Origin of the sequence: Teredinibacter sp. KSP-S5-2 (genome assembly GCF_032773895.1) — a bacterium.
Lineage (GTDB): Bacteria > Pseudomonadota > Gammaproteobacteria > Pseudomonadales > Cellvibrionaceae.
Map to the genome: position 1 here is coordinate 1606435 of NZ_CP120416.1, position 12862 is coordinate 1619296.

10 protein-coding genes are annotated in these 12862 nt (G+C 44.9%); 5 read left to right on the forward strand and 5 right to left on the reverse strand.

Annotation, left to right across the window (positions count from 1 at the left end; translation table 11 throughout):
- Positions 1-5: 5 nt before the first annotated feature.
- Both P5V12_RS07385 and P5V12_RS07390 read left to right on the forward strand, forming a co-directional pair.
- On the forward strand, positions 6-1334 hold the full coding sequence (locus P5V12_RS07385; RefSeq protein ID WP_316956710.1) for a GGDEF domain-containing protein: 1329 nt from the start codon (positions 6-8) through the stop codon (positions 1332-1334).
- A 23-nt stretch (positions 1335-1357) separates the two neighbouring features.
- The gene (locus tag P5V12_RS07390) at positions 1358-2683 is read left to right on the forward strand and encodes a GGDEF domain-containing protein (RefSeq protein ID WP_316956711.1); all 1326 of its coding nucleotides are present in this window, start codon (positions 1358-1360) and stop codon (positions 2681-2683) included.
- 33 nt (positions 2684-2716) lie between these two features.
- On the opposite strand, the gene P5V12_RS07395 is transcribed toward P5V12_RS07390, so the two are convergent.
- The 3 genes from P5V12_RS07395 to P5V12_RS07405 form a co-directional block, all read right to left on the reverse strand.
- Positions 2717-4768, reverse strand: a complete 2052-nt coding sequence (locus P5V12_RS07395; RefSeq protein WP_316956712.1) for an MtrB/PioB family decaheme-associated outer membrane protein — start codon at positions 4766-4768, stop codon at positions 2717-2719.
- A gap of 60 nt (positions 4769-4828) precedes the next feature.
- Positions 4829-5845, reverse strand: coding sequence for a DmsE family decaheme c-type cytochrome (locus P5V12_RS07400; protein WP_316956713.1), 1017 nt, complete (start codon positions 5843-5845; stop codon positions 4829-4831).
- A gap of 135 nt (positions 5846-5980) precedes the next feature.
- On the reverse strand, positions 5981-8398 hold the full coding sequence (locus P5V12_RS07405; RefSeq protein WP_316956714.1) for an OmcA/MtrC family decaheme c-type cytochrome: 2418 nt from the start codon (positions 8396-8398) through the stop codon (positions 5981-5983).
- Between the two features lie 269 nt (positions 8399-8667).
- Here P5V12_RS07405 and P5V12_RS07410 point away from each other — a divergent pair, with 269 nt between their 5' ends.
- Together P5V12_RS07410 and P5V12_RS07415 are read left to right on the forward strand one after the other, a co-directional pair.
- Positions 8668-9291: a c-type cytochrome gene (locus P5V12_RS07410; protein ID WP_316956715.1), complete on the forward strand. Its 624-nt coding sequence runs from the start codon at positions 8668-8670 to the stop codon at positions 9289-9291.
- Positions 9292-9330: 39 nt separating this feature from the next.
- The gene (locus tag P5V12_RS07415; RefSeq protein WP_316956716.1) at positions 9331-9909 is read left to right on the forward strand and encodes a NapC/NirT family cytochrome c; all 579 of its coding nucleotides are present in this window, start codon (positions 9331-9333) and stop codon (positions 9907-9909) included.
- A gap of 20 nt (positions 9910-9929) precedes the next feature.
- On the opposite strand, the gene P5V12_RS07420 is transcribed toward P5V12_RS07415, so the two are convergent.
- Positions 9930-10490, reverse strand: coding sequence for a tRNA-uridine aminocarboxypropyltransferase (locus tag P5V12_RS07420; RefSeq protein WP_316956717.1), 561 nt, complete (start codon positions 10488-10490; stop codon positions 9930-9932).
- 173 nt (positions 10491-10663) lie between these two features.
- Here P5V12_RS07420 and miaA point away from each other — a divergent pair, with 173 nt between their 5' ends.
- Complete coding sequence (gene miaA / locus P5V12_RS07425) at positions 10664-11587, forward strand: tRNA (adenosine(37)-N6)-dimethylallyltransferase MiaA (RefSeq protein WP_316956718.1); 924 nt, start codon at positions 10664-10666, stop codon at positions 11585-11587.
- Between the two features lie 582 nt (positions 11588-12169).
- On the opposite strand, the gene P5V12_RS07430 is transcribed toward miaA, so the two are convergent.
- Entirely contained in the window at positions 12170-12616 is a 447-nt protein-coding gene (locus tag P5V12_RS07430; protein ID WP_316956719.1) for a hypothetical protein, read from the reverse strand.
- Between the last annotated feature and the right edge of the window lie 246 nt (positions 12617-12862).

A 12862-nucleotide genomic window follows, 5' to 3' on the forward strand; every position in this document is an offset into this window, starting at 1 on the left:
TACTCGTGTTGCAAAAAGTCACAAAAATATGGATGGCTATGCTGATATTGGTCAGCTGCGTATTGCTGGTCTGGAACGAGTTTGGAATGAACCGTGAGTTGCGCATTGATGCGCATTCCAAACTACGTTTATGGAGCTACGATGACCGTGAGTCTGGTGGCATGAGTGTTGCCAGCGTAGCAAAAGAGGGCGACGAATATGTATTGCGGTGCGAGTTCAGTCGCAGTTATCGCTGGCCATTTTGTGGTTTTAATCTGGGGCCAGGCCCAGATCCATTAACGGAAGGGTATGATCTTTCCGGTTATCAGACATTAGAGCTGGATTTAGTCGCCTCGCCCAAAGCCAACGCCGTTCGTATATTCCTTCGCAATTACAATCCCGATTACGCCGATCCGAGAAATTTCAGAACGCTAAAAGTTAACGAGCTGCACTTTGACCCCAATAAAGAAGTTATGCCGTTTGTTACCGAGTTAGATAAATTCCAGGTTGCTATCTGGTGGGTGAATGAGTTCAGTATTCCTCCTGCACTCGTTGAGCGTGAATTGACTAATGTGGTGAATTTTGGTTTTGGCTTTAGTCAAAACGCTGATGAAAAGCTGCATGAGTTACGTTTTAAATCGATTACTTTCCGCGGGAAATGGATTAGTCGAAGCTCGTTACAGTCGATTATTATCGGTACCTGGATTTTTTCAGCGCTGGTTTATCTTTTTGTTTCCTTTATATCCACGCAGCGAGCAATTGATGCGGTTAAAGCTGAAAAAGAAGAACTGGAGGAGATCAATTCCGCGTTGGAGTTGGAGCGAAGAGAATTAGAGACTCTAGCCACGCGGGACTCGTTAACCGGCGTATACAACCGGTTTGGTTTACGGGGACATCTGCATTCTCAGTCTGCACTGGTAAAACAGCGTAAATCTGATTTGTCAGTCATATTTATCGATTTAGATAATTACAAAGATATTAATGATGACCACGGGCATGCCATTGGTGATCAGGTCCTTAAATCGTTTGCCGGTCTGGTTGAAGCGAATACCCGAACTCAGGATGTCTTTTGTCGATGGGGAGGAGATGAGTTTTTGCTTATGTGTGACAACACAGCCCTTGCAGAAGCGGTTGCCATCGCTGAAAAGCTGCGCACGGTGATAAGTGATTATCAATGGCCTCCAGGCGTCAAGGTAACCTGCAGTTTCGGTGTGGCGGAAATGGATCCGGATGAATCAATCGGCAGCTTTATTCGTCGGGCAGATGTTTCCCTGTATAAAGCAAAAGAAGCAGGGCGAAACAAGGTTGTAGCGGATTTAGAAGAAAAAAGAGATAGCTCTATTAAATTGGGATAAGAATTCTACGAGAACTCACAATAATGATGACCACTCATCTGAAGCCATTAAAACTATGGGTGTTAGGCTTGGTGTTAGTTACTGCCGGATTACTGGTGTGGCACGAGTACGGCATGAATAAGGTTATTGTTATTGATGCCGATACGCCACTCAAAAAATGGGTTTATGCAGACAATGAACAAGGTGGTGGTAGTTCCGGTTCGATTATTCGGCAAGGTAATGAGTTGGTGCTTACCTGTCAGTACAGTAAAACCTATGCCTTTCCCTATTGCGGGTTTATGTTGGGCCCTGGGCCAGGAAGAATAAGCTTTGATTTAACCGGCTACGATCGCTTCGAAATTAATTTGGCTACGTCCAAGGCCGAGAATCCGATTCGAATTTTCATTCATACCTTTGATGATGATTATTCTAACCCCGATGATGTCCGAACTTTTCGTGTGCACGAACTACATTACAATCCAAAAATCGAAGGAAATCCCTTTGTTGCTACCTTAGAAAAATTTCAGGTTGCCATGTGGTGGGTAAATGAATTTCAGGTTCCACCCGATAAAATTCGCTCTGATTTTAAAAATGTGGTGGCTTTTGCTTTTGGTTTAAATGAAGCAGAACAAGAGATTGAGCATAAACTGTATTTTCGTTCAATGCGGTTTATGGGCAAATGGATAAGCTACGCTCAATTGCAGCTTTTGATTATTATGTTGTGGGTTGCATCTGCTGCCCTATATCTGATCTTTAGTTTTACTTCTGCCAGGAAGGCTGTCACCCGAATGCGAATGCAAAAGAAAGCTCTGGTGGAAATCAATGCGGCACTGGAAATTGAACGCAAAGAATTGGAGACTCTGGCAACTCGAGATACATTAACTGGTGTGTATAACCGGCTTGGATTGCGCGGACATCTGCATGTTCAAACTGATTTGGTCAAACTTAAACGCTCAGCACTATCATTGTTATTTATCGACATCGACAATTATTACGTTATATGCGAACGCTACGGGTCGAATATCGGCAATGAGTTTCTGATACAGTTTTGCGCGCTAATTGAAGAGAAAACCCGTGACTCGGATATTTTTTGCCGTTGGGGGGATGACGAATTTTTATTACTCTGTGAAGGAACATCGGTACAGTCAGCGATTATCGTGGCTGAGAAAATCCGTGTGGCAACTGAAACCCATCAGTGGCCCTTGGGGATAAAAGTGAGTTGCACTATTGGTGTAGCCGAAATGAACCCTGAAGAATCTATCGGTGATTTTATTCGTCGAGCAGACAATGCGCTTGCTGCGGCGAAATCGCAGGGCAGCAACCAGGTTAAGGCAGACTTGGGGTTTGTTAAACCTCTTGCGGTGGATTAGTGTTACCACGCCACCTTATGCGGGTGGCATGGACTAAAAACGATAGCTAAATGATATTGCGGTGACTGACAAATCATAATCTGGCGATACATAGCCTGCACTGAGAACGTTGTTAAGTGTGTCCGGTGTTAAATTATCCCGAGTCCAATCCTCTGCTTCCAGCTCTTCATACAGGTACTTCAATTTCACTGACATTGAGTCACTCAGTTTATAATCCAGAGAAAGCGTCAGAGACGATAAGTCTGTCGAAAATTCGGGAAAGTTTTCCGTACCTGTGTACACGTCAATCAATGTTTTTCCCACAGAATGACTTTCGTAGTAGTTGAGATTCAGTTTTACTTTTTCATCCCAAAATCGATATTCGATATTTGCACCGTAGGTATCAATGGTGTCTTCATTGGTTAAGAACCAGTTTGGTAGGGAAAAGTCGTGGCTGCCGGCTTGATCCGATTCAATGGTTTCCTGATTTACGTATGTATGCAGGTGTAGGGAATCGGTGACCAGCATAGAAAAATCTATGCCGTAACTTTGTTCGTCGCTTTCAGTTAATCCAATCAATGAGTTGGAATATTCGTTTTCTATGTCTTGATAGGAAAGGTCAATGGTAATTCGTTCATTGATAAAAAAATTGGCGGACACCTTATTTAAGCTTCTATCTCTGTCTGCCAGGTTGTATTTTCTTAATAATGGATTCTGTTCTGGTGTGATATCGGACACGATGGAATAGTTTTCGCTATCTCGTTCACTTTGCACCGTTTTTACTTGTAAGTCAGCAATATTGCTTAAACGAAAACGAAGTTTAGCCCAGTATGATTGTTCAACAGATTTTTCTACCTCTTGGTTAGATCGTTGTTTCTCTTCATGATTATATCCGCCTCGAAGTTTTATTTTTGATGTGACACGATAGATACCTTCGATATCACTTAGTTGGGTTTTAAAGGAGTAGGGTAAATTCCTTCTTGGAGCATTCACAAAGCTATCGCTGCTCACCCAGGCGTAAGTGTGGCTTTCTGTTTTATTTTTCCTTTCATTCTGGCGGTAACTGGCTTTCAGTTGAAACTTGCGATTGATTACCGAATTTACGCGAAAATGCCCGTTTAGAGTGTTCGCTTTGGTGCTGATGTTTGCTGTATTGGTTAACGGGTCAATTTCGGAGTTCAGTGTTGCAGCAATATCGGTCGCATCCTGTGATAACTGGCCGACAGATAAACTTCCGTCCAAGCGGGTTTTGCCCCATTGGTAGCCAGTGACCGCGGAGAAGTGGTGAGCCTGGTTGTCCTGGGGTAATGCCAGTTGCCCCATGTCGGCACCGTCGACTATGGGGTGAAAAGGGTTTTGCCAATTCAATCCATTGGTATTGTTAGTAAATTTGGAACCATAATAAGCAATGCGCGATTGCCATTTTTTTAGGGTGTAAGTTGCAGCTAGTTCTATTTCATCTGTAACGTAATCAATGGGTTCAATAAGCTGGGCGGAATTAAAATAAAATGCCCCTCCGGTGAGTTTATTTCCTTCTTTGATCTCGTGTTTCACATTTAAGTATGTTTCCCAACTACGGGCCGGAATAAATAAAGCGCTGACTTTTATTTGCTCCCGTTCAGTTTTAATTTCTACCGAGGACAACTCTTCATCCATTTCCTGAGTTGTAGCAATTGCAGTCCAATCTGTTGGCAAAACCAGATGACTGCTGTCGCTAAACGCGAATGGTGTCGCCGCATCGCTGAGATGATGGGTTAATTTGTCGTAGGCGAAGCTAAGCTCATACTTACCTTGCTTACCCGTCTCCAGTGTTAATTCCCGTGTTTCTAAACCCAGATCCTGAATGGTGAGGTTATAGAAAAGTGCGTTATCTCCCCGGTAACTGAGAGAGGCATTAAATACAGCGTAGGGGTCGTCTTCCTCCAGACCATTGTATTCGCCAAATTTATAGGAGGAATCTGATGGAATACCAACGCCGAGCTCAATTTCACCTTCCAGCCCTTTGGGGAAAACGCAATATTTGCATTGCCATTTTGAAACATCCAAGCCTTCTGGAAAACGGGGTGCGCTGGTATCGGCAAAAACAAACGAGCTTTGAAAGCTCATTGTTAAAAAGCCAAATGTAAGCGATCTATAAAGAATTTTGCTCATAAAAGACCTTTTCTGTTAGCGCATCATTTTGACCCCGGATGGATGATTCGATCCGTGTACTTGTGAATGACAGTTGGTACAGCTATTACCGAGTAACATTGCAGATGGGTTGCTATTTGACAAACCATCAGGGGTATCGGAAAGACTAGGGTGACCATCTTGTGAGTGACAATCACGACATATCATCGGAGCGCGCTTTGTTAGTAGAGCGGGGTGTGATGAGCCGTGAGGTTTATGGCACAAACTGCAATCTTCTGCTGCGGGCGCATGTTCCCAAATAAACGGACCGCGTTTTTCTGCGTGGCAGGAGTAACACGTGTCATTGATGGTGGCATGAACCAGCGAGCCACTGTTGTTTGAGCTGTGACTGGAATGACAATCGCTGCATCCCATTTCTCCGAAGCGCACTGGGTGATTGGAGTATTTAAAAAAGTCCGCGCGTTCTTTTTTATGACAGTTAAAGCAAACCTGGTTTTGTGTACTTTTGGTCAGCGCGGGGTCGTGTTCTGTATGTACACGGTGACAGTCAGCACAGGCGACTTCACCCAATTGGTGCGGACTGCCTTGCCACTGAATATGTTTATCGTCTGAGTGGCATTCCAGGCACATGGTATTTTGTGCTTCCACGGATTCATTCGATTTGGGGCCGAAGTTCATAATTGGTGGACGCTTTTCTCCGGGTTTTACTCGTCCAACGTGACTACCGGCTTCGAGGGCTTCCTCCATGAACTTGATACCTTTTACACCAGGCCCATGGCAGGCTTCACATTGTAAGCCGGAAAAAGGTGTGCGTGAGTCGCCGATATTGGCGTGCTTGGTTTTGAAAATATCAAAAACCGGGAATTCAGAGTCTTGATCATGACACTTGATACAAGTGTCGGCCCCTTTTCGGGTGTATTCGATTTCACTTACTGATTGCATAGCGGCGGCGGGTAGCTCAACTCGTTTTTCTTCCGCAGACAGGGCATTAAGGGAAAATAAACTGATAGGTATAAGCGAAAAGACAATTAGCGATAGGGTTACGTGCCGCACAGTGGCTTCCTTCTAATGATCTTACATTGTTTACCAAAAGTAATATGCGCAGCTTCTGGTAAGAAATTATTGTGTCCGGCCGAGAAGAGCCCCTTACCTGCTAATTTGTGTTAGCAGACAAGGGGCTACTAGCTACTAGTCGGGGATGAATTCCCCAAGGAACTCGGCAAATGCTTGGTCATGCACAAATTTAACGTCGGCGAGTTTTCCTGGCCCATGACACACTGCGCAAGCTTCCACATTTCCTTCTTGCGCCGCTTGGTTGGAACCGGTCCCACCGAAAATACCGTTATTCGTGGCCATATGTTGTTCCGCTAATTGGCCATCGTGACAGGATGAACAAACGGATACTGTTGGTGAATATTTCCAGTCGTCTGTCTGATCAGTCAGTTGAGCACTAAAGTCGGAACCGTCAGGTGCGGCCAGCGGTGAGGAATCAACCGTGCTGCCGTGGATACCGCTTATGGAAGGAAGCATCCAGTTGCCACCACCGTCTTCTGAGCGATCATCCAGGGTGTAGGTGTCCGGCAAGTGGCAGGTTTCACACTTGGACAGTACGCCAGGGAAGCGAACATGGCTGTAGTCGTTCGCACTGCCGCCATAGCCATAAACCACCAGACCTTTTTCGCGGAAGCCATGCGCTTGTGTGCCGTCATAATTACTTTCAGCCGCGGCGTGAATACCGTGAATGAGTACTTTAAAGTCGATGGTTTCTTCTTTTTTACCATCTACAGTCGCCATTGCGTCAGGTAAGCCGGTTACCCCATCTTTAGGCCGTCTGCTGACATCCGTGCCACTTGGGTTATGGCACATCACACACAGCTGTCCGTTATTATTTCGGTTACTACCGTGAATATTTAAGATGTCATGGCAGCGGTCACATTTGGTTGGGACATCAACCACTTGCCGTCTGGGCATGGGCTCTGTATCTGTGATGGCAAAATAGTCCACCTCACTGTTCACCGGAACGCGGATACTAAAGGCACCGGACTCATCTTCGGCAGCAGGGTGACCTTCGAGGGCAACCGCGCCGGAACCTGTAGCACCGGCAGGGATGGTGAGTGAGGCCAGAGCGCCATCGACAAAGAAGGTACCGTCCATATTGTCGGTTACCGCTGCAGATGTTCTGAGGTTAACCGAGTCTGCACGAGAAGGTCGTGAACCGGAACCACCTGCATTGGTGTAATCTGAAGTACTCCAGCTGACCAGCATGTTCAATGATGCGCCGCTAGCGTTGAACTCTCCATCTGTACTGGTTGAGCGAATATTGTAAGCATTACCGTATGCGTGGTCTGTTGCTCCACTTGGGTCAGTAACGGAAAACTTCATCGTTGGGTTAGCGCCGGGAGCACAAACCGGGTTTTGATCCACTGCGGTACCGCATATTTCAAGAATATTGAATTGGAAGTAATCCCGAGCAACCTTGTCAGGAATGATATGCGAGTCTGCAACGCTTCCCGCGATACGTCCTTCAGCGTGACAGGTTGAGCATTCGCTGTTATCTGTTACCACACCACCGGAGTGGCCGTTGGGGTCGACTGCGCCGTCAAGTGAGAAATCGATATTGTCATGACAGGAACCACAGGCTGCGATATTGGGGGTCATCCAGTTGTTGCCGTCGGGAGTTGCCGTGTCATTGCCATCGTGACATTTCGTACAGTTGCGAATGTCTTGAGGGAAGACCACATTGGAAAAGTCGTGGCCGCGAACTACATAGCTGCCGCCGGCTTGAACACTGGGAAGGTCTTCACCCATATGAATCTTATGGACCATTGGTCCAAGGTCTACGGTTAAATCACTTCCTGCATTCCAGGTTCCGGGGTTATGGCAGGTTACACATAACTGCATTTCAAACCGTGTTCCATGGACGGTAATTTTGTCGTGGCACTCATTACAATTTTCTGTTTTGGTAATTTCCCGGGTATGAACCACATCACCACCACTGGGGACAAAGTCATGCACCGCATTCACCAGTGGTATTGCGCTGTTTCCCTGTTGGATGGTTAATCGGTGAGTCAGGCTGGGTTGATAGCTGACATCCAACGCATTACCGTCTAAATCGGTACAAGGCGCAGGACAGCTTACAGCAGTTACGTCAGTCCCGAATGTATACACATAGCTGCCATCACCGTTATTAGTCAGCGTTCCCCAAGGGTAGCCTGTGCGATTTCTTTCCTGGGAACCCTGCATTGCTCCAGAGCTTGCCCGAACAATATAGTTCTGCCACTGGCTTGGGTTTCCGTTGGCTGAGGGAATTAGCTTGGACAGGTTAAAACGTAAATCGGAGTCTCCAATGGCGTTGAAGCCTTGGCCTTTTTCATTCTCAACGGTAAAGCTGATAACCGGTGCGCTATTGATTTCGACACCAGTTACAGTAATTGCAAGGGTTTCTGCTTCATCTGTTCCTGTAGCGGATTGCCCTGGAGGGCCTTCCGGTCCCTGAGGTCCAGCTGGCCCTTGAGCTCCGTCATCGCCACCGCTACAGCCAAATAGCGTCACAAGAAAAAGAGGGAATAGCACCGAGTTGACTCTGCGAAGTGTGGTGAATGCCATGGAGTTGTCTCCTGTTTTTTTATGGGCAGACCGTTAGTTAGCTAGCCAGTTGAGACGATATATGCGACCCATATCTACGATTAAGCATCGTTTTCACGCAAAACGGTTAGATAAAATAAGGGATCAAGTAAAGGTATAGGCAAGAAACAGGAGTGGGTAAAGCATAAACAGCAAAAAATATACTGATTCCGCAAAGGAAATTGTCTACTTAATGGTCAATACTTATGAATGTTTGTTAACAACCAATTCTAGGGGAATGGGGTATGGTCATGTTTGGTCGATTGAGTCATTTTTTAACGTGTTTGATATTTATAAGTGGCACTTCAATTGCGTTGTTTTCCTCGGCGGGAAGTGTTGATGAGGCCGTTAAAAACTGTAACAGCTGCCATGGTGATGGCGGTGTTTCTTCTCACCCGGATGTTCCCACAATTGGCGGTTATTCGGCGTATTACCTGGCGGAAACCCTGGCGTTATACCAAGGTAAAGAGCGGCCATGTCCAGAAATTACGTATCCTGAAGGAAGCAAAAAAGGCCAGAAAACCACGATGTGTCAGGAAAGTCAGGGGTTTTCTGAAGATGATTTTGAAGCCATTGCAGCCTATTACGAGGAAAAAGATTTTGTTCCTGCCAAGCAGGAAACCAAAGCAGACCTCGCTGCAAAGGGTGAAAAACTTCATCAGGCTAAATGTGAAAAATGCCATGAAGATGGCGGTAGTTCCCCGGATGATGACGCCGGTATGCTTGCTGGACAGTGGATGCCGTACTTAAAGCTTCAGTTTGATGATTATCTCTCCGGTAAGCGGGCGATGCCTGAAAAAATGGAACCCAAAATGAAAGAGCTTTCTGCGGAAGATGTGGAAGCATTGCTGAACTATTACGGCAGTCTACAGTAATTGAACTAACTAAACCGTATCCCATTGGGGGTGAGTGCCATGCCTGAAGAACAATCCAAATGGAAGAAATGGTTGGCAAGAGCGTATTGGGGAATTCCTCTTGCCGTAATTCCTGGGTTCATTCTGGGAATTATTTTTCTTGGTTCGTTTAATTATGTGTTGCATGAAACTAACAGTATGGAATTTTGTATTTCATGTCACGAAATGGAAAAATACGTCTACGAGGAGTATCAGCAGAGTACGCATTTTAAAAATGCCAGCGGTGTCCGGGCCGAATGTGCAGATTGCCATTTACCTCATGCCTGGGGGCCTAAAGTGGTAAAAAAAATCAAAAAAGGTTTTACCGAAATTCCAGCCAAAATTATGGGTACAATTTCCACCCCAGAAAAATTCGAAGCGAAAAAGTTAGAGATGGCAGAAAGAGTCTGGCATGAAATGGTGGAAACCGATTCACGGGAATGTAGAAACTGCCATGCCTTGGAGTCCATGAATTTAGACATGCAGGATCGAAGTGCGAGCAAGCGGCATACACTCGAACGAAAACTGAAAAAAGGTGAAACCTGTATAGACTGCCATAAAGGTGTTGTGCATTCGTTACCCCAAGGCTACGAAGAATAATCTTCCTATTTTGGGAGCATTTATTTAGGTAAAAAATGCTCCCATTGTTGCACAAATTCCTCAAAAACGTGCTTGAGGGTGATATTGTAATTTTGCATTTCGTCTAATAAGTCAATGGCTATGGCCCCAGCTTCAAAACTGGAAAGCTGTTGGCTGCTCTCCGATTTACGTATTCGATAATCGTTTTCTTCCGCCGGTATGGTGATTCTTGCGAGCTGTGTTAGCCAAGGGTTAGTGTAAATAATTTTCCGGCTTTTCCTCCAGGTTCCATCTATGAGTAACAACTGTCTGATCTGTAATTTTGTTTCTTGTTGTTCTACTGCGTTATTTTCGTTGGGGTAGAGCAAAGCGCATTGTTCGGGAACAATGCCGAGTTCTAATGGCGAGAACTTTTCGCCAACAAATATTGCGCTGTTTTGCAGGCAGAGGTGGAGTAATTGTGCACTGCCTTTCGGATGCCCATATTCCGATGGATGTTGCCAAATAATCAACTGGGTTTGATTCGTTATTTTTTTTACCAGACGACAGATACAGGTAACTACAGGTCGATGACAGTGACTGCATGTGAGGCGTTTTTTCATGGGAGGCTGTTTAGTACCTTGATGTTATAAGCCCGTATGCTGGATTGGTCGATTTGAATAGAGAAATTAAACTTTATATTTGATTTGTAGCATACCGTTTTTGCTTAATCGAAGCCAGAATAGCTGTTGCGCGTAACGGGCCCTAAATACAAAGCAACTTTTTTCGGCGAAAAATGACGCAACAGCTCAAACATAACCTTATCGTCCTTCTCGGAGCTACTGCCAGTGGGAAAACCCATTTGGGAGTATTGCTCGCACAACTTTTGAACGGTGAAATTATCTCTGCGGATTCCCGGCAGGTATACCGTGGTATGGATATCGGCAGCGGAAAGGATCTGGAAGAGTATGGTGACGTTCCCTACCACCTGATAGACATTGCTGACCCCGAAGACGAATACAATGTCTATGAGTTTCAAAAAGATTTTCTTAATGCTTATACCTGCATACAGGAACGTGGTCGAATGCCATTGCTTGTTGGTGGCACAGGTTTGTATCTGGATTCTGTTTTAAAGGCTTACAATTTTCTTGAAGTACCTAGGAACACGTCTTTAAGAGAAAGGTTGCAACCCTATAGCGACAACGAGTTAGCGCAGTATCTGTCGCAATTAAACCAGACATTACATAACACAACGGACTTATTGGATAGAGATCGGACGTTACGAGCGATAGAAATTGCTTATGCCAAGACGAAAATGGAAGAGATGGATTGCGATAAACGATTACAGACGATTTCGCCTATTGTGTTAGGGCTTCGCTGGCCCCGTCCAAAATTGCAACAACGGATTGCCTTGCGTCTCAGACAACGGATTGATGGTGGCTTGATTGAGGAAGTGGATAACCTGTATAAACAAGGCGTGAGTTGGCAAAAGCTGCATTTTTTCGGTTTGGAATATCGTTATGTGGCTCGCTATCTACAGGGTGAGTTAAATAAAAACGACATGTATCAAAAGCTGAACTCGTCGATTTGTCAATTTGCCAAGCAGCAGGAGAAATGGTTTCGGCGTATGGAGCGCAACGGCATTACCATTCATTGGTTAGACGGCAGCGGCCCTGTGCTAAAACAGGCCATTCAAATTTTGGAAGGTCATACTCGGTAGATCTTATAACGTAGTTCTATATTCAGAACACACTTTCGTTTTCCCTGCATTTATCCTTCTTAGAGCCGCTAAAAAACATCCAGAATATATTGATATTCGAAGTTAGTGTCTTTGGTATTACATATTTTCCCCGTTCTTTTTTCAGTGTCTCATGATTTGAGACAGGGCGTTTATATACTGTCTAACACAGGAAGTGAATGGAACAGATTGGATGTTCTCATGTAATCAATGTATGAGAGGGGTAGGTGAGCGCACCTATATCTAAAGTATGGTTTATCGCTCCCAAGGTTCAGGTCTGACGAGTTCTATTTGGGAGTAATCAAATGCGGTTGTTTGTCCGAGGGAGTGGGCTAAATGGTCGCGTGAAGGAGATACAAGCCAAGGGAGGGCGGCCGTACTTCATAAATTGGTCAGCTGAAAATATTTTCTCATTCAGTCCAGTCGTAGGGAAATAAAAAATAATAAAGCATGGAGTCGGGAGCACGCCTGATAAGAAAAGGGATTTCTGGATTGGCTCAGAGAAAAGAAACTGCCACCTTTTTAAGGTGGCTTTTTTTACGATTTCCAGCGCTTTTGTAAGTCTTAGTCGTCGGTTAAATGCGGACGTGTTTGAATAACTTTTAGATAACTGTGTAGTTCGTCATCCTTGTATTCAATGGCTGTGTGTATAGGCGAACTCCAATCGGCGATTACCGCGCTTTTATAAAGCGATTCATTTTTTCTGATTTCTAAATGCAAAATGCCTTCTTCCAAAAACCATTGTCCAGTGGTTTTATTTCGTTCGAACAGTGTAAATTCTTCCAAGCTGCCATCGGGGTGGAAAATGACTTCAGTAATGTAGCCAGCAGAACAGGTTTTAATCCAGTGTTGAGTACATATTTCTTCTAAAGCAAAAGTTCGCTTGCCTTCAATCCAATCGTTGTAACGCGTTAGGCCGGTATCGTTGAGAGGTGGTAAGTTTTCAATGGCAACCAGTTCATTGGATTCTTCGTAGAAAAAGAGTTGTGTGAGTATATTATCGCTATTCATGTTAGAGGCCTCACCGGGAAGAAAAGACTATTTCAGCTTAACACTTAAACTGTGGAATGACAGCGGCTTTGAGTGGTTATGTGACATATTGTGGACTGAATATTCTTTTTTATTGGTGCGATTGTAAGCGGTAAATTTAGGGGCGCGTGAAGTGAAGAATAGCGTCCAGATGACTTGGGAGGAAGAGGTACTAATCTCTCTTAAGGCACCTTTCTGGCCGGAGCTATTTGCGACATTGTGACGTCG